Raw genomic sequence first — 16,252 nt, forward strand, 5'->3', positions numbered from 1 at the left:
GGGACACAAAAAAATCCGGCCTTCAACAGGTGAAGGCCGGATTCTTGGGACGCCTTGGCTACGATGCAATGCTTAAGTGAACAGCATTACGCCATCGGCGGCCTCTTTCGATGAAGCTCGACGGCTCGGCGGGAATCAGGCCGACGCGGCTTCTTTCTTCAGGCTGGCCATGTCGATCACGAAGCGATACTTCACGTCGCTCTTGAGCATGCGCTCGTAGGCCTCGTTGATGTCCTGGATATCGATCTTTTCGATTTCCGAGACGATGCCGTGCTCGGCGCAGAAATCCAGCATCTCCTGCGTTTCGGCAATGCCGCCGATCAGCGACCCGGCCAGCGAACGACGGCCGAAGATCAGCGCACCGGCCGCCAGTTCGGCCGGCTTGTCCGGCACGCCGACCAGGGTCATGGTGCCCTCGCGCTTGAGCATCTGCAAATAGACGTCCAAATCGTGCTTGGCCGATACCGTATCCAGAATGAAATCGAAGGTACCCGCATGGGCCTTCATCTGCTCGGCATTGTTGGACAGCACGACATCGTCGGCGCCCAGACGCAGCGCATCCGCACGCTTGGATTCAGAGGTGGTGAACTGCACCACGGTGGCACCGAACGCGTGTGCCAGCTTCAGCGCCATGTGGCCCAGGCCGCCCAGGCCGACCACGCCGACCTTGCTGCCCTTGCCCACTTTCCAGTGCTTCAGCGGCGAGTAGGTGGTGATGCCGGCGCACAGCAGCGGCGCCGCTGCGGCCGGATCGAGCTTGTCGGAGATGTGCAGGGTGAACGCCTCGTCCACCACGACCTGGCTGGAATAGCCGCCCTGGGTGGCGCTGCCGTCGTGGCGATCCTTGCTGGCGTAGGTGAAGGTGGCGCCCTTCTCGCAGAACTGCTCGAGGTCTTCCTTGCAGCTGGCGCATTCGCGGCACGAATCCACCATGCAGCCGACGCCGGCCATGTCGCCGACCTTGAACTTGGTCACGCCCTTGCCGACCGCCGTCACGCGGCCGATGATCTCGTGGCCCGGCACGATCGGGTACTTGCCCTGGCCCCACTCGTCGCGCACGGTGTGCACATCCGAATGGCAGACGCCGCAATAGAGAATGTCGATGACGACGTCGTGCTCGCGCGGGTCGCGGCGCTCGAAGCGGTACGGCGCCAGCGGCGCTTTGGCCGACGATGCGGCATAGCTGAGAGTGGGAAGCATGGAATGTCTCCTTTGGGGGAAGTAAGCCCGCATAGGCTACGCGTTGAAAAGCAACCGTAGTAGTCTCAATACCGGCTTTCAAAAACAACCCGGAGTTTCCAATGGATCGGCTTCGCGCGATCGAAACCTTCCTCAAGGCGATCGACCTGGGCAGCTTCAACCGTACGGCCTCGGCCCAGGGCATCACGCCGCAGGCGGTGAGCAAGGCGGTGCGTCAGCTCGAGCGCGAACTGAGCGTGCAGCTGTTCCGCCGCAGCACGCGCAAAAGCAGCTTGACCGAGGAAGGCCGCCGCTTCGCCGACAAGGTGCGGCCGGGGATCGAGCTGGTCAACAGCGCCTGGCAGCAAGTGCAGAGTGCCGTCACCGAAGAGCAGGGCACCATCCGCCTCACCGCTTCACCCACTCTAGGCCGCGTCTTTCTGCTGCCGCTGATCGGCGCGTTCCGCAAGGCCTATCCCGGCGTCATGGTCGAGCTGCTGCTGGACGATCGTTACACCGACCTTATCGGCAGCGATATCGACATCGGTTTTCGCAGCGGCTTTCCGCCCGATGCGCAGCTGGTGGTGCGCGAGCTGTTCCGCATCCAGCTGCTGATCTGCGCCAGTCCGGCCTATCTGGCCGAACACGGCACGCCGACAAAACGCGAGCAGCTCGAGCGGCATCAGCTTACCGGCGCGCGTCACCCCAATACCGGCCGCATCTCGCCGTGGGAGTTTCAGGACAAGGGCGAGCTGCGCTTCGCCGACCTGCCGGCGGGCTTCACCAGCAACGATGCCGAAGCCGAAACCCAGGCAGTGGTGGACGGCCTCGGCATCGGTCAGCTCGACAGCATCAGCGCCGCCGACTACATCCGCCGCGGCGCCCTGGTGCCCTTGATGCTCGACCAGCTCAACGAGCGCTACGGCGTCTACATGTACTACGCCCAGCGCACCGAACTGCCCAGCCGCGTACGCGCCTTTATCGATTTCGTGATGGCGCAGACCGGCAGCGCCACCGCCTGCCGCCTGACCGCCGAGGAATTGAAAACCCTGCACCGGCGAGGCCTGCACGCCGCGGCGACAGACCGGTCGGCGCGACTGCGCGACGGATAAAGCACATGCGATCGACTGCCTTCGCACCACGCGTCGACTCATCCATCCCGCGCCAACGACAGCAGTAGGTTACGATCTCGCGTTCGTCGCATGCGGCCGGCTGCCGTCGTACCAGGAGCGTTCTCGTGTCGCATTGTTCCAGCCCCCTGCTCACTCGCCCGATCGCCAGCGCACTTCTCGCCGCGCGTGATGCCGGCGCAGGCACATGGCATGGTTCGCTGGATCTGGGACTGTCGACCGACAGCGTCACGCTGGATAGCGATGCCTGGCAGTGGCGTCAGCGGCCATACCCCTACCCGCCCACACTGAAAGACCGCACGATCTACCACTGGGACGGCGAAGCGTTCGCGCCCGTCTCGCGTTTCGACCAGTCGCTGATCAAACTTGTGCCGACCGAATGGGGCGCGCCGACGTTCGAGATCGACGGCATCAAAATGCTGCCGACCTCGAAGGAATCGCCGTTCGAGGATGCGCGCCGCAAGGTCGCGCTGATCGAACCGCGCGGCAAGATGGTGCTCGATACCTGCGGCGGCCTGGGCTACTTCGCCGCCTGCTGTCTGGAAGCCGGCGTGGCGCATATCCACTCGCTGGAGAAAAACGCCGACGTGCTGTGGCTGCGCACGCTCAATCCGTGGTCGCCCGATCCGGATGGTCTCGCCAGCGGCGGGCGCCTGCAGCTCAATCATGCCGACGTGTCACAGGCGATCACGCAGATCGCCGACGCCTCCGTGGATGCGCTGCTGCACGACCCGCCGCGCTTCGGCATCGCCGGCGAGCTGTATTCGCAGGTGTTCTACGACCACCTCGCGCGCGTGCTGCGTCGCGGCGGCCGGCTGTTTCACTACACCGGCAGCCCGAACAAGCTCACCAGCGGTCGCGATGTGCCCAACGAGGTGGCCAAGCGGCTGGAGAAAGCCGGCTTCAAGGCGCAGCTGGCGCTGGACGGCGTACTGGCGACGCGGCGCTGACGCGCTGCACGGCGGTTCGTCCAGCGCTGCTCAGCCTTCCGCCAAAACACGCTGCGCCTGAATGAAATCGACAAACGCGCGCAGCGGCGCAGGCAGATGGTGGCGCCCCGGATAGTAGAGAAACGGCCCGGAGAACCGCTGCCACCAGGGTTCCAACACGGGCTCCAGCGCGCCGCTGTCCAGATGCGGGCGCAGCCAGTCCTCGAACAATTGGATGACACCACAGCCGGCGACCGCGGCGTCGACGGCCAGATCGGTCGCTGCGCCGATGCGCACGATCAGCGGGCCGGACGGTTCCACTATCACGATCTCGCCGTCACGCTCGAACTCCCAGGGGTGTATTACCCCGCTGGAAAAGCGACCGCGCAGGCAGGCATGCGCCAGCAGATCGCGCGGATGATCCGGGCGACCGCAGCGGTCCAGATAAGCTGGCGATGCCGCCGTCGCGTAGCGCTGCACGCGCGGACCGATCGGCAGCGCGATCATGTCCTGCTCGAGCCGCTCGTCGTAGCGAATGCCGGCGTCGCAACCCGCCGCGAGCACATCGACAAAACTGTCTTCGGCAACGATCTCCAGCCGGATATCGGGATAGGCCGCGAGAAACGGCGGCAGGATCTGCGGCAGCACCAGCCGGGCCGCACTCACCGGCACGTTCAGCCGCAGCGTGCCGGCCGGGCGGTCGCGAAAACCGTTGACCACATCCAGCGCCGCCTCGACCTCGCCCAGCGCCGGACCCAGCCGATCGAGCAATCGCGCCCCGGCCTCGGTGGTGGCCACGCTGCGCGTGGTGCGGTTGAGCAGCCTGACGCCGAGCGTGCTTTCCAACCGGCGCACGGCCTCGCTCAGACTGGAGGCGCTGCCGCCGATCTTGCGGGCGGCATCGCGAAATCCGCCGGCCCGAGCCACAGCCACGAAGGCGGACAGATCGGCTAGATTCGGTGGCATTGTTCGATTTTCCATACGGCCCGTGCCGATTGTGCCCAGTTATCATACAAGCTTGGAGTGTCTATATTTCAGGTCCCCAATAGCAAAGACCCTGAGAGACAAGCCATGACCGATATCCGCAAAGCCGGCACGTTCAAGCTCGGCGATCGCACCGTGAAGCGCCTGGGCTACGGCGCCATGCAACTGGCCGGCAAGGGCGTGTTCGGCCCGCCGAAAGACCGCGACGGCGCCATCGCGGTGCTGCGCGAGGCGATCGCCAGCGGCGTCGATCACATCGACACCAGCGACTTCTACGGTCCGCACGTCACCAATCAGATCATCCGCGAAGCGCTGCATCCCTACGCCGACGATCTGGTCATCGTCACCAAGGTCGGCGCACGGCGCGGCGAGGACGGCTCATGGAATGCCGCCTTCTCCAAGGAAGACCTGACCCGTGCCGTACACGACAACCTGCGCAACCTCGGCGTCGACGCGCTCGACGTGGTCAACCTGCGCCTGATGTTCGACGTGCACGGCCCGGCCGAAGGTTCGCTCGAAGCACCGCTGACGGTGCTGGCCGAACTGCAGCAGCAGGGCCTGATTCGCCATCTCGGCCTCAGCAACGTTACGCGCACGCAGGTGGCCGAAGGACGCGTCATCGCGGACATCGTCGGCGTGCAGAATCAGTACAACCTCGCGCACCGCCACGACGACACGCTGATCGACGAACTCGCCGCCGCCGGTATTGCCTATGTACCGTTTTTCCCGCTCGGCGGTTTCACCCCGCTGCAGTCGACCGCGCTGTCCGAGGTCGCCACGCAGCTCGATGCCACGCCGATGCAAGTGGCGCTCGCGTGGCTGCTGCAACGCTCGCCGAACATCCTGCTGATTCCGGGCACTTCATCGGTAGCGCATCTGCGCGAAAACCTGGCGGCGGCGGATATCGCGCTGCCCGACGATGCGCTGAAAACGCTCGATCGCATGGCCGGCGATCACGCCCACGGCTGACCGCGGGCCCACGCTTGCCGGAAATACCTGCGCTCTTTTGATGGCTTTGTGCGCAAACACCAGCCGTCCAAAACCGACGAGGGCAAAAGCAGCCAGCGGTGCTTTTGCCCTCGTCGGTAACGTTCAATGGCGAGAGCGCCCCCCCCCCCGCTACTTGCGCGCCGCAATGATCTGGCTCAGATAGTCCGGCGTGCCTTCGACGCGTACCAGATGCGGGTACTGCAGGCCGCCGTGGTAATCCACCGCCACCGTGCGAAAGCCGCCCTGGTATTTCAGCAATAGCTGGATCGGCGTCTTGCTGTCCTTCGCCGCGGTGATCGCCGCTTTCAGTACGTCGGTCGAATAGTCCTGCCCGTTCACGGCGACGAGGGTGGCACCGGTGCTGACGCCGGCCTTGAACGCGGGACCGTCCCAGCGCACGTCGTTGATCTGCGACTTGTCGTTCATGGTCAGGCCGATCGACCAAGCGAAGTTGTACAGATGACGGGAGGGCTCCGGCCGGCTGTTGTACTGCTTCTCGTAATCGCTCTCCTTGTCGGTATAGACCAGCTTCCAGCCGGTCGCCGCCAGACCGTTCTGCAGCGGCGGGTCGAGCGTGTCGACATGCGCATGCAGAAACGCCGCCCAGTCGTAGGGCGCCACCGTATTCAGCGTCGCGACTACGTCGTCGAAGGTGTAGGTCTTGGTCACGTAGCTGCCGTTGTCCACGCCAAAGAACGCTTGCGCGAAGTCGTCCAGCGATTTGTGGTCGTACGTCAGCGCGCGCAGCTTGGCATCCACCGCCAGCCACATCATCTGGCCGCCGCTGTAATAGTCCTCGCTCATCTGCCAGCTGCGATAAGGCAGGCTCGAACGTCGGGCGGCGGTCGGATCGTTGGTGGTGTCTTCGAGCGTGCGCCACTGGAAACCTTCGCGATTGCGGTCGTAATTGGCCGCCATCATCGCCAGCGCGTCGAAAAACTGCTGCGGCGTCCAGATGCCTGCGCGCGCGGTCAGCACGTAACCCCAGTACTGGGTCTGGCCTTCGTAGACCCAGAGCAACGAATCGCCCATCGGCACGTTGAAGTTGGGCGTCCACAGGTCGGCGGGGCGACGGAACTTGCCGTTCCACGAATGGGTGTACTCGTGCGCCAGCAGATCGCGCTCGGGCGCGTTGTCGCTCCACGCCGTGAAGTAATCGGCGCCCAGGCCGTCCTCGCTGGACTGGTGGTGCTCCGTACCGTTGCCGCCCATCTGATCCGACAGCGAGAACAGAAAGTCGTAGTGGTCGTAATGGTGCGAACCGAACAGCTTTACCGTCTGCGTCACCAGCGCACGATGCACCTTCAGCTGTTCGGGCGTCATCTCCAGATACTTCGGCGCATCGGCGACGATATCCAGATGCACCGGCGCATCGCCGCCGGGGTTCAGATCGACGCGCTTGAAATACTGCCCGGCATAGATCGGCGAGTCGATCAGGTTGTTGAACGTCACTGGCTTGAACGTGGTGGTGTCACCCGATTGCGAGGCCGTCTCCAGAGCCGCGCCGAGCTGCCAGCCGTGCGCCAGCGTCACGCTGGGCGCGAAGGTGATGTCGCGCGAAAAATAGCCGGCCGGATACAGCGATACCTTGCTCCATTCCATATCCATCATGCGGTCGGTGATTTCGAAATCATCGCTGCGTCCGGACAGATACTGGAAATCCGCATCGATGCTCGACACATCCGCCGGCACATCGAGATGGAAGGCGTAGACGTTGTACTTGTCACGCTTCCACATCAATGGTTTGCCGTTGCCGCTGAGCTTGAGCCCGGCCAGCATGGCGATCGGCCCCGTCGGCGAATGGTCGCCGGGGATCCACTGCGGGTACAGCAGCGTCAACGGCCCCCCCTTCACCGGAATGGTTTCGTGCACGCGAAAAATGCCCTGCGCGGTGTCGCTGGCATCGACATGCAGGGTCACGGTACCGACGTAGGCCGTGTCCTGCGGTGGGGGCACCTGATCGCTACGCGCCTCTTGCGCGCCAACAGCGCCGGCAGCGAGTGCGATGGATATCGCCAGCGCGACGCTCGCCTGTTTGCAGCGCACGACGGCAAGCGAAGCTGCGGTAGGGATACAGGGCATGACGGGCTCCGATACGAAAGAGAAAGACGAGTACCGCAATTTAGCAGCATGCACGACGCGTCATGTCGGGGCGGTACATTTCCACCACGAAATGGATCGCATCGCCATGTATAACGCTACAGGGTCTTCACCCAGTCCAGCGCGTCGTCCGCCACCCGGCGAAGCAAACGAGCCAAGGTGCGCACATCTTCTTTTTCCCAGTCGCCAAGCATCTTCTCCATGATCTTTTGACGGGCGGCATCTAATGCGGCCGTCATCGCACGGCCCTGCTCGGTAACGACGGCCGCGCGGATACGTCCGTCTTGCGGGCTCGGGGTACGGGCAATCAGACCGAGACTCTCCAGCTTGGTGATTTGCCGGCTGACCGTGGTGTGGTCGCGCCCGACCAGCTCAGCCAGTTCGACGATACCTATCGGGCCCAGTCGGTCGATTCGCGCCAGCAGCGGAAAAAGTGCGCGGTCGAGGTCGACGCCTGCCGCCTCGATAAGAGCCGCGTCGGGCTGAGGGCGATTGAGTACGCCGGTCAGGTCGAGCAGCGCACCGCGCAGCTCGCGAATTTCTTTTTTCATCGCCAAACTCCGTGCATATTGCACATATATTTTGTACGTGTATTATACACATATATTCGATCTACCCAGCGCAGGGAATCGAACACCGATTTTCTTCAAAGGAGAAAACACATGAAAGCAGCACTCATCAAAGAACCGGGTAACTTGCCGGTATATACCGACTTTCGCGAACCGGTCGCCACCGAAGGCCTGGTTCGGGTCAGGGTAGCGGCGTCATCGCTCAGCCATGTCACAAAAAGCCGGGCAGCCGGCTCACATTACAGCGCATCGGGAAGATTTCCTCTCGTTCCCGGCGTCGACGGCACGGGGACGCTCGAGGACGGCACGCGCGTGTATTTCGTGCTGCCTGAAGCGCCCTTCGGTGCCATGGCCGAATACTGCCTGGTCAAACAAAACCGCTGCATTCCCCTGCCGGCAGCACTGGACGACGTGACCGCGGCGGCGATCGCCATTCCGGGCATGTCGTCATGGGCGGCTTTCGTGGAGCGTGCCAAGCTCGCTGAGGGAGAGACGGTACTGATCAACGGCGCTACGGGCAGCTCCGGTGCGCTCGCGGTACAGATCGCCAAACATCTGGGTGCCGGCAAAGTCATCGCGACAGGACGCAACGTCGAAGCACTGCACTCGCTGCGCGCACTGGGTGCCGATGTGACGATCAACCTCGCGCAGGATGAAAGCGCCCTGGAAAGCGAATTCCAGCATCACTTTCGCGCCGGCGTCGGCGCGGTGCTGGACTACCTCTGGGGACCGAGCGCCAGCCTGTTGCTGGCAGCGGCGGCCAAGGCGGCGGAAGATGCGGTGCCGCTTCGATTTGTGCAGATCGGTTCGATCAGCGCACCGACCATTACCTTGCCCAGTTCAGCGCTTCGGTCCACCGCGATCGAGCTGATGGGCAGCGGCATCGGCAGCGTGCCTATGCCGCGCATCTTCGCCGCCATCACGCAACTGCTCAACGCCACCGTACCCCAAGGCTTCCAGATGGCGACCCACGCGGTGCCGCTGTCGATGGTGGCAAGCGGCTGGGCTGAGGCCGAAGGCCGCGCACGCACGGTATTTACCATGGGCCCCAACGGCTGAACAAAGTTGCCAAGGCGTTACCCAGTAAAGAATCCCGACACCGTCGCCGTTTCGCTTGCGGCCCTACTCCGCGGTGTTGCCACCACGCGCCGATACCAGACGCAGAAAAGTGTCGTGCTGGTAGCGGCTCATGCGAAGCTTCTGTCCGCTATCCATGGTGACGACGTGGTAGCCGTTGAACCACGGATGGATCGCCTTGATCCGGCGCACGTTGATGATGGCCGAGCGGTGGACGCGCGCAAAATGCCGCGGATCGAGCCGCTCCACCAGCGCGCTCATGGTCTCGCGCATTTCGTGCATGCCATCGGCCAGATGAATCTGCACGGTGTTGCCGCTGGCCTTGATCCACACGATATCGTCGACCTCGATAAACCGGATGTGCTCGTCGGTACGGATGGGAATACGCTGGATATGCTCGTCGCGCTGGCGCAAGGCCTGTAGCGCTTGCAATATCTGCGTCGACGCATCCCTGCCCGCCCCTGCTCCAGCCGACAGCCGCGACTTTACGCGCCGCAGCGTGGCGGCGAAACGCTCGCGACTGAATGGCTTCACCAGATAATCTACCGCGTTCGCCTCGAACGCCCGCACCGCGTACTGCTCGAAGGCCGTCACGAACACCGTCGCCGGCATGCGCTCCGCACCGATGGTCGAGGCCACTTCCATGCCGCTCATGGCAGGCATCTGGATGTCGAGAAAAACCAGCTCGGGCGACCTATGGCGAATCGCTTCGACCGCCGACGCGCCATCGCCGCACTCGCCCAGCAGCTCGATGTCCGGATCGTCGCGCAACAGGCGCACGATGGCATGGCGCGCGATCGGCTCGTCGTCCACCACGAGAGCGGTAATGCTCACAGGGAAGCGACCTCGGGCGCATCGTCCAGCCCGTCGATTTCGCGAAACGGCAGGCGCAGACGGCAGATGACGCCCTCGGGCCAGATCATGCCCAGGCTGACCTGGGCGACCTCGCCATACAGTTCGCGCAGGCGCAGCTCGGTGTTCGACAGACCGATACCGTGTCCCGAACCGGATGCCGGCCCCGCCTCCAGCTTGCTGTTGTGGTTGCGCACGTCGATACACAGCGTATCGCCCTCGCGCCGGCTTTCGATCTCGATGCAGTCCACACCGACCCGCTTGCTGATCCCGTGCGCTATGGCGTTCTCCACGATCGGCTGCAGGATCAGGCTGGGTACCGCGCAATCCAGCGTATCGGGGGCCACGTAGATGCGCGTGGTGAGGCGATCCTTAAAACGTATGCGCTGTATGCCGAGGTAAAGATCCAGCAGCACCAGCTCTCGTCGCAGGCTGACTTCCTGGCCGTCGTAGTCCTCCAGAAACGCGCGCAGCAACTCGCTCAGGCGCAGCAGCATGTCTTCGGCCGACAGCGTGTCCTCGTCCAGCAGGGTCGCGATGGCATGCAAGGTGTTGAACAGAAAGTGCGGCTGCAGCTGCGACTTCAGCGCGCGCAGGCGGGATTGCGCGAGCTCCGTCGCCATCTGGCTGGCTTCGATCTCGCGGCGCGTCTTTTCGGCATGGAACTGCATGGCCTGCTGGATCGCGAACACCAACCAATAGGCCAGCAAGTCGGTGGCGAAATGCTGGCCGACAAACAGCTTGACCTGCTCGGCAAACGAACTGGGCTCGAACGCCGTCGATACGAAGGCACCGATCAAAATGACCAGCATGGTCACGCCCAAGCTCGCCAGCAATTGTATGCCCAGCCCGCGCAAGCGCACCGGCGGTTGAATCGGATACCTCGTCGCCAGCTGGAACACCAGCGGAGTCAACGCCGCCCAGGTGTACCACTCGATCATCGACCAGCGCAGGTAATCGAAGATCGACCAGACGGTGCTGCCGTTCATGACATCCTGCATGAATCCCTGCACGGCGAACACCAGCACCACGCCTCCCCACAGCCCCAGATAGCGAAACAGGCCGATCTGCGTGTTGCCGAGGCGAACCATCATCAGCGGAATGTTCCGTAAGTGGGAGCGGCCATCCTAGGCGCTGCGCACGGCGCTGAAAAGCAATGCTTCACGCCGCTACGATTCGCCATCGCATCACGACGATTCGTCCCAAACCGCTTCCATCGAGTAGCTCCATCCAGCGATATCCGGTTACCGACCGTGTGCCATCGCGCCAACGGCGGCCACACCATTCGAACCGGAGCCCCTGCATGAATCCCAACCGCGCCACTCTCCTCCTTGCTACCGCCATGATGTTCGGCAGCCTGCTCGCCATACCGTCGGCCAGCGCCGCACATGCCGAGGCCGCACTCACATCTGCGCGACAGTTCAAGGTGGTGAACGCCACGTTCGACAGCATCACCGCGCTGGCCATCGCCCCCGCCGACGACGGGAATTTCAGCGACGTGGCGATAGGCCAGCCGCTGCAGGGCGGCCTGAGCTCGCTGAGCTTCGACGTTCCGACCGGCGGCTGCCTGCGCGACCTGCGCGTGACATTTCAAGGCGGACGCCGCCAGCTGTTTCAACACATCGACGTCTGCCGGACCAGCGGCCTGCGCCTGGCGTCGCGAGGCGGCGGATAAAGCCGACGACCGCCCACAAGCCCCCAGACGGCGTTTTCAACCGGCCCCGTGACGTGTAGAGATGGCTCATCGCTCAGCGCAAGCGGCATCCATCGGCGCACTTATGGCGTATAAACCTCCTGACTCTTCCGTCCAAACAGGAACCGCTCTCATGAAGCCCTTGCTGAAACTTGCCGCCCTCAGTCTCGTCGGTACCGCCATCCTCGCCTCGCCGGCGTTTGCCGCGCTTAAGGAAGGCACGCAGGCGCCCGACTTCACCGCGCCGGCGTACCTTGCCGGCCAGCCCTTTACTTTCAGCCTCGCCGATGCGTTGAAGAAGGGGCCGGTAGTGGTCTACTTTTTCCCGGCCGCGCATACCTCCGGCTGCAACGTCGAGGCGCACCTGTTCTCCGAATCGATCGACAAGTTCAAGGCGTTGCATGCCACCGTGATCGGCGTGACCGCCGGCCATACCTCCGAGCTGGCCGATTTCTCCAAGGAAACCGAACACTGCGGCGGCAAGTTCCCGGTCGCCGCCGACGAAGGCGCAAAGATCGCCAAACAGTACGACGCGACGCTGATGCTCAAACCCGACTGGTCGGACCGCACCTCGTACGTGATCGACCAGTCCGGCAAGATCGTCCACGTCTATTCCAGCCTCAGTCCCACCAAGCACGTGCAGGAGACGCTGGATGCCGTCAGGGCACTCGAGAAGCAGGGCTAACATCTTCGCGCTGGGGGCCATTCACTCGCCGCGATAGACGAAGGGCGCCGGCAACGGCGCTCTTCGTCTATCGGGGTCGAGGGGCGCGCCACGGCGATTGACGGGCCGGCAAGCCGCACGCCTTGATGGCACCGACTTCTCATACCCGACAGCGCCCCGGATCGACCGATGAAACCACCCCACACCTGTTGCCTCTTCGCTGTCGGCGCCTTCGTCGCGCGTATGCCCGCCCTGTCCAATCAGACGTCCAAACGCCGGGCATGTCGCAACGCAAGGCGCGACCTCGGGGCCACCTGCTGCCGTGGATGGCGTGGCACACGGCTATCGATCGCGAAATGCGCTTTTACGAAAGCGCGCGTACCTGCCAAGGCTACCCGATCTTTGTCACCATCACCTTTGTCGATGGCGACTGGCAGCCGATGTCCGAGCGCAGCGACACGACCACGGACAAACTAACCGATCAATCGCCCATGTTGGCAACGCTCCGATCGACCAGATACCTATCGGCGTTTGTCGTTGCCCGAAAGCAGCAAGCAGCACGGCATGCTCCGTCCGTTGTCACTCGCCGTTACTCGGCCGACAGCGCCCAACGACTTTCTGCGGCCAGGCCGGCGACGATACGCTGGTAAATCGGCGAGTGTTTTGAAAGCAGACTCAACAGATGTATCGACATGTCGGAGCACCGCTGGAACCTCGCACGCCCGGCATCGGCAACGCTCAAGTCCATGAGCTGTTGGCTTATGGCGTCACCGAAAGTGCGCTTGTCCTTCAGCACATCGACTAACGCCATCGATCGGCGGCGCGCCTCATCCCATTGACCCGACTCGACGTTTTCGCGAATCGCCAAATCGGTCAAGCGGATCGTTTCGATGGCCGACATCAGCTCGTCGAGCAAGGCGTTTTCGATCGTGTCCAGGGCGTGACTCATCAACGTTTCTGCTCGCCAGTGGCAACGAACGGTCGGGTCGCCCCAGAAACAAGAAATCCGTCATTGGCACATGCACCTTGGCACAAAAGCCGAATCCCCTTGAAAAGTCCACTCCTGCATCATAATCGGCCGCCGCGAGCCAAGGCACTCTGCGAGTCAATGCTAGACTCGACCGAGCGGCCTCGAACGGATGCGCTGTCGGGTTCCGCCGGCGCGGAATTTTCGTCAACCTGGCGGGGGATCAAAGGTCATGGCCATGTCGCTGTCGTGGAAAATCGGAGCTGGCGTGGCCGGTCTGGTCGTCGCCGCAGTGGCCTGGAACGGCATGTCTCAATACCTTGCCGGGCGTCACGCCGATGAGGTCATGCATGCGTCGGCGCTCGCTGCCGCCGAGGACGCGCAACGCGCCAAAGCCGCCGCTGCGCAGCATCAGGCACAGCTGGCTGCCGACCTTGAACAGCAGCGCCAGGAGCTCTCCGAAACGCATCAGCAGGTGGATGAGCAGTCGCGCCAGTACCAGGCAGACCTGGCGGTGCGCATGGAGAAGCAGCGGCAGGAAGCGCTGCGTGTGCAGGCCACCTATCGGCTCGACGGCAACCAGCGTTGCGATGCCGGCATCGTCATCAACCACAGCGGCTCGAGCTTCAGCCCGGTCGTCGGCAAAACCGGCCAGCCGATCACCTGCAAGGGCGACACCGCCGCCGAGCCGCTGCGATAGTTCGTCAGCGATTGCATCCGCTTGGGCAGGTTGGCGATGAGCAACGCGAATCCCAACGTTTCGGTGCCGATGGCGCTGGGATTCGCTGCGCTCATCACCAGCCTGCGACATCACGCTGGCCTCTACGACGCGACCACCATCGAACGCTCGATCGGTTCGAAGCCAGTTGTCGGCGACGCGCCCGTGTGCGCTTAATAAAGCCATAGAAAACTACCGACCCATTGCCGCCGTCGGTTACACAGGCCACAGCCCCATGCCCATGCAAGATCCCAGCGAACGCTTCGTCCACCACGCCATGGTGGTGATGCTGGGACTGGCCATAGTCGCTGCCGCGTGCGCCACGACGATCCACTGGCTCAGTCCTGTCCAGCAGCCGCTGGATCTGATCGTTCCGCCCACCATGCTCGTGCTGTTTGCCGTTCTACTCATCGCGCTGCTCCGCCAGCCCAGGTGGGCATTGGCTATCGGCCGCTACGCGCTGCTGGCGTCAGGCGCGGCGCTGGTCGCGCCGACTTGGCTGTACGTGACGCAAGCCGTTCTCACGCCAGGCCTGCCGCTGATCACCACTCTACCGCCGATATCCTCGCTGCTTTTGATCCTGGTGCTGATGGTGATGCTGTTCTTCCCGACCCCACAGGCGTTTCGCGTGGCCCTGCTCGTCTGGATACTCGTCGCGTGGCCGTGCTGGTCTATCTACTGCTGCATCCGCTGGAAATGGAAACCCCGAGAGGGCGCGACCTGCTGATGGCCTACGGACCGGCGCTCGTCCTGGTCACCGTGCTGATACCCGTGCAGCGAGGGCTGGCCGGCAAGATCGAGCGGCTCACGTTGGAACGCGCGCGGCTGGAAATCATTGCCAACCACGATCCGCTCACGCATATCGCCAACCGCCGTCCGGGCGAGCAGATACTGCAGAGCATCCTCGCCGATCGGATTCCCGCCGGCGTCATCATGTTCGACATGGATCGCTTCAAGGCGATCAACGATACCTACGGCCACCCCGTAGGCGACCGGGTACTGCAGAAGGTAGCGCAGCATTGCGAAAGGCTGCTGCGCAGCGGCGAGTGCGTGTCACGCTGGGGCGGCGAAGAGTTTCTCGTCGTGGTTCCGCACGTCGACGCCGTCGGCCTGCAGCAGCTGGCCGAACGCCTGCGCGCGACCATCGCCGAGCTGAGCGTGGAACCGGCGCAGCAGGTGACCGCCTCCTTCGGCGTTGCCATGATCGAAGCCGGCGACAGCCTGACCAGCGTGCTGCAACGGGCCGACCGCGCGCTTTACGAAGCCAAACGCCAGGGCGGCAATGGGGTGGTGGGACAGCCAGTAACCTAGCCGCCGTCGCGGCGCACGAGATCTAACGGCTTCGATGGCTGCGCCTGTCCGTCGGCAGAGAAGCACGGCGATCGAAGCACATCCACAAGGAGTCAGGCAAACGGCAGGCACGGCACATATCGCCGTGCGTGGAATGTCGCATACTCGATCTTCCTCAAACGCTTTGTCTAAGGAGAACACCATGCCGACTCTCAAGACCCGCGACGGAACCGACATCTTCTACAAAGACTGGGGCACCGGCCAGCCCATTGTCTTTCACCACGGCTGGCCGCTCAGCGCGGACGACTGGGACGCGCAGATGCTGTTCTTCCTGCACCAGGGCTATCGCGTGATTGCGCACGACCGCCGCGGTCACGGCCGCTCCACCCAGACCGATACCGGCAACGAGATGGATACCTATGCCGCCGACGTGGCCGAGCTGGCGGTGCACCTGGATCTGAAAGACGCGATCCACGTCGGCCACTCCACCGGCGGTGGCGAGGTCGCCCGCTATGTCGCCAAACACGGCAAGGGCCGCGTGGCCAAGGCCGTGCTCATCGGCGCGGTGCCGCCAATCATGGTGAAGTCCAATACCAATCCCGGCGGTCTGCCGATCGAAGTGTTCGACGGCTTTCGCACGGCGCAGGCGGCCAACCGGGCGCAGTTCTTTCTGGACGTCGCCTCCGGCCCGTTCTACGGCTTCAACCGTGAGGGCGCCAAGGTGTCCGAGGGCGCGATCAGAAACTGGTGGCGCCAGGGCATGATGGGCGGCACCAAAGCGCACTACGACTGCATCAAGGCGTTCTCGGAAACCGACTTCACCGACGATCTCAAAGCCATCGACGTACCGGTGCTGATCATGCACGGCGACGACGACCAAATCGTCCCCATCGCCGACGCCGCCCTGCTCTCGATCAAGCTGGTCAAACACGGCACGCTGAAGGTGTACGAGGGCTACCCGCACGGCATGTGCACCACGCATCCCGACGTGATCAATCAGGATCTGCTGGCGTTCTTCAAGTCGTGAAAGTTTTTCCTTTCTTCGGACATCGGGTTCTACCCGCCGTCCGAAGAAAAAATCAGCCGCTCAATCGATTGCTGGCCGGAGCC

18 protein-coding genes are annotated in these 16,252 nt (G+C 63.5%); 11 read left to right on the top strand and 7 right to left on the bottom strand.

Features of this window, described 5'->3' with window-relative positions:
- Window positions 1-135: 135 nt before the first annotated feature.
- On the bottom strand, window positions 136-1,200 hold the full coding sequence (locus tag HDE78_RS19855) for an NAD(P)-dependent alcohol dehydrogenase (protein ID WP_179482787.1): 1,065 nt from the start codon (window positions 1,198-1,200) through the stop codon (window positions 136-138).
- Between the two features lie 101 nt (window positions 1,201-1,301).
- Here HDE78_RS19855 and HDE78_RS19860 point away from each other — a divergent pair, with 101 nt between their 5' ends.
- Entirely contained in the window at window positions 1,302-2,291 is a 990-nt protein-coding gene (locus tag HDE78_RS19860; RefSeq protein ID WP_179482789.1) for a LysR family transcriptional regulator, read from the top strand.
- Between the two features lie 125 nt (window positions 2,292-2,416).
- Window positions 2,417-3,259, top strand: coding sequence for an SAM-dependent methyltransferase (locus HDE78_RS19865; RefSeq protein WP_179482791.1), 843 nt, complete (start codon window positions 2,417-2,419; stop codon window positions 3,257-3,259).
- Window positions 3,260-3,289: 30 nt separating this feature from the next.
- Here HDE78_RS19865 and HDE78_RS19870 read toward each other — a convergent pair whose 3' ends face one another.
- Window positions 3,290-4,183: a LysR family transcriptional regulator gene (locus tag HDE78_RS19870; RefSeq protein WP_218862606.1), complete on the bottom strand. Its 894-nt coding sequence runs from the start codon at window positions 4,181-4,183 to the stop codon at window positions 3,290-3,292.
- A 126-nt stretch (window positions 4,184-4,309) separates the two neighbouring features.
- Here HDE78_RS19870 and HDE78_RS19875 point away from each other — a divergent pair, with 126 nt between their 5' ends.
- Entirely contained in the window at window positions 4,310-5,191 is an 882-nt protein-coding gene (locus HDE78_RS19875; protein ID WP_179482795.1) for an aldo/keto reductase family oxidoreductase, read from the top strand.
- Window positions 5,192-5,341: 150 nt separating this feature from the next.
- Here the strand turns inward: HDE78_RS19875 and HDE78_RS19880 are convergent, their stop codons facing one another.
- Together HDE78_RS19880 and HDE78_RS19885 are read right to left on the bottom strand one after the other, a co-directional pair.
- Window positions 5,342-7,294 (bottom strand): M61 family metallopeptidase, encoded by a 1,953-nt coding sequence (locus HDE78_RS19880; protein ID WP_179482797.1) that lies wholly within the window; start codon window positions 7,292-7,294, stop codon window positions 5,342-5,344.
- 116 nt (window positions 7,295-7,410) lie between these two features.
- A complete protein-coding gene (locus HDE78_RS19885) occupies window positions 7,411-7,863 on the bottom strand; it encodes a MarR family transcriptional regulator (RefSeq protein ID WP_179482799.1) in 453 nt (150 codons plus the stop codon).
- 111 nt (window positions 7,864-7,974) lie between these two features.
- Here HDE78_RS19885 and HDE78_RS19890 point away from each other — a divergent pair, with 111 nt between their 5' ends.
- A complete protein-coding gene (locus tag HDE78_RS19890; RefSeq protein WP_179482801.1) occupies window positions 7,975-8,940 on the top strand; it encodes a zinc-binding dehydrogenase in 966 nt (321 codons plus the stop codon).
- Window positions 8,941-9,003: 63 nt separating this feature from the next.
- Here the strand turns inward: HDE78_RS19890 and HDE78_RS19895 are convergent, their stop codons facing one another.
- On the bottom strand, window positions 9,004-9,792 hold the full coding sequence (locus HDE78_RS19895) for a LytTR family transcriptional regulator DNA-binding domain-containing protein (RefSeq protein ID WP_179482804.1): 789 nt from the start codon (window positions 9,790-9,792) through the stop codon (window positions 9,004-9,006).
- On the bottom strand, window positions 9,789-10,904 hold the full coding sequence (locus tag HDE78_RS19900; protein WP_179482806.1) for a histidine kinase: 1,116 nt from the start codon (window positions 10,902-10,904) through the stop codon (window positions 9,789-9,791). Before HDE78_RS19900 ends, HDE78_RS19895 begins: the two co-directional genes overlap by 4 nt.
- A gap of 209 nt (window positions 10,905-11,113) precedes the next feature.
- On the opposite strand from HDE78_RS19900, the gene HDE78_RS19905 reads away from it, so the two are divergent.
- Both HDE78_RS19905 and HDE78_RS19910 read left to right on the top strand, forming a co-directional pair.
- Window positions 11,114-11,485 carry a hypothetical protein gene (locus tag HDE78_RS19905; protein WP_179482808.1) on the top strand — a complete coding sequence of 124 codons (372 nt, stop codon included), beginning with the start codon at window positions 11,114-11,116 and terminating at the stop codon, window positions 11,483-11,485.
- Between the two features lie 151 nt (window positions 11,486-11,636).
- Complete coding sequence (locus tag HDE78_RS19910) at window positions 11,637-12,188, top strand: peroxiredoxin (RefSeq protein ID WP_179482810.1); 552 nt, start codon at window positions 11,637-11,639, stop codon at window positions 12,186-12,188.
- 568 nt (window positions 12,189-12,756) lie between these two features.
- Here HDE78_RS19910 and HDE78_RS19915 read toward each other — a convergent pair.
- Complete coding sequence (locus tag HDE78_RS19915) at window positions 12,757-13,083, bottom strand: hypothetical protein (RefSeq protein ID WP_179482812.1); 327 nt, start codon at window positions 13,081-13,083, stop codon at window positions 12,757-12,759.
- A 283-nt stretch (window positions 13,084-13,366) separates the two neighbouring features.
- Between HDE78_RS19915 and HDE78_RS19920 the strand changes: the two genes are divergently transcribed.
- From HDE78_RS19920 to HDE78_RS19940, 5 genes are all read left to right on the top strand, one after another.
- Window positions 13,367-13,834: a hypothetical protein gene (locus tag HDE78_RS19920; RefSeq protein WP_179482814.1), complete on the top strand. Its 468-nt coding sequence runs from the start codon at window positions 13,367-13,369 to the stop codon at window positions 13,832-13,834.
- 36 nt (window positions 13,835-13,870) lie between these two features.
- Entirely contained in the window at window positions 13,871-14,029 is a 159-nt protein-coding gene (locus tag HDE78_RS19925) for a hypothetical protein (RefSeq protein ID WP_179482816.1), read from the top strand.
- A 58-nt stretch (window positions 14,030-14,087) separates the two neighbouring features.
- On the top strand, window positions 14,088-14,579 hold the full coding sequence (locus tag HDE78_RS19930) for a hypothetical protein (RefSeq protein ID WP_179482818.1): 492 nt from the start codon (window positions 14,088-14,090) through the stop codon (window positions 14,577-14,579).
- Window positions 14,510-15,163, top strand: a complete 654-nt coding sequence (locus tag HDE78_RS19935) for a GGDEF domain-containing protein (RefSeq protein ID WP_179482820.1) — start codon at window positions 14,510-14,512, stop codon at window positions 15,161-15,163. Before HDE78_RS19930 ends, HDE78_RS19935 begins: the two co-directional genes overlap by 70 nt.
- 181 nt (window positions 15,164-15,344) lie before the next feature.
- Window positions 15,345-16,169 carry an alpha/beta hydrolase gene (locus HDE78_RS19940; RefSeq protein ID WP_179482822.1) on the top strand — a complete coding sequence of 275 codons (825 nt, stop codon included), beginning with the start codon at window positions 15,345-15,347 and terminating at the stop codon, window positions 16,167-16,169.
- Window positions 16,170-16,252: the final 83 nt, after the last annotated feature.

The sequence above is a fragment of the Rhodanobacter sp. K2T2 genome, from assembly GCF_013408815.1.
Classification (GTDB): Bacteria; Pseudomonadota; Gammaproteobacteria; order Xanthomonadales; family Rhodanobacteraceae; genus Rhodanobacter.

Excerpts from the sequence above, each read along its gene's own strand:
- HDE78_RS19930 (WP_179482818.1), top strand. The coding sequence starts at position 14,088 with ATGCCCATGCAAGATCCCAGCGAACGCTTCGTCCACCACGCCATGGTG.
- HDE78_RS19855 (WP_179482787.1), bottom strand. The coding sequence starts at position 1,200 with ATGCTTCCCACTCTCAGCTATGCCGCATCGTCGGCCAAAGCGCCGCTG.
- HDE78_RS19875 (WP_179482795.1), top strand. The coding sequence starts at position 4,310 with ATGACCGATATCCGCAAAGCCGGCACGTTCAAGCTCGGCGATCGCACC.
- HDE78_RS19885 (WP_179482799.1), bottom strand. The coding sequence starts at position 7,863 with ATGAAAAAAGAAATTCGCGAGCTGCGCGGTGCGCTGCTCGACCTGACC.
- HDE78_RS19860 (WP_179482789.1), top strand. The coding sequence starts at position 1,302 with ATGGATCGGCTTCGCGCGATCGAAACCTTCCTCAAGGCGATCGACCTG.
- HDE78_RS19905 (WP_179482808.1), top strand. The coding sequence starts at position 11,114 with ATGAATCCCAACCGCGCCACTCTCCTCCTTGCTACCGCCATGATGTTC.
- HDE78_RS19890 (WP_179482801.1), top strand. The coding sequence starts at position 7,975 with ATGAAAGCAGCACTCATCAAAGAACCGGGTAACTTGCCGGTATATACC.
- HDE78_RS19925 (WP_179482816.1), top strand. The coding sequence starts at position 13,871 with ATGAGCAACGCGAATCCCAACGTTTCGGTGCCGATGGCGCTGGGATTC.
- HDE78_RS19920 (WP_179482814.1), top strand. The coding sequence starts at position 13,367 with ATGGCCATGTCGCTGTCGTGGAAAATCGGAGCTGGCGTGGCCGGTCTG.
- HDE78_RS19900 (WP_179482806.1), bottom strand. The coding sequence starts at position 10,904 with ATGATGGTTCGCCTCGGCAACACGCAGATCGGCCTGTTTCGCTATCTG.
- HDE78_RS19910 (WP_179482810.1), top strand. The coding sequence starts at position 11,637 with ATGAAGCCCTTGCTGAAACTTGCCGCCCTCAGTCTCGTCGGTACCGCC.
- HDE78_RS19880 (WP_179482797.1), bottom strand. The coding sequence starts at position 7,294 with ATGCCCTGTATCCCTACCGCAGCTTCGCTTGCCGTCGTGCGCTGCAAA.
- HDE78_RS19940 (WP_179482822.1), top strand. The coding sequence starts at position 15,345 with ATGCCGACTCTCAAGACCCGCGACGGAACCGACATCTTCTACAAAGAC.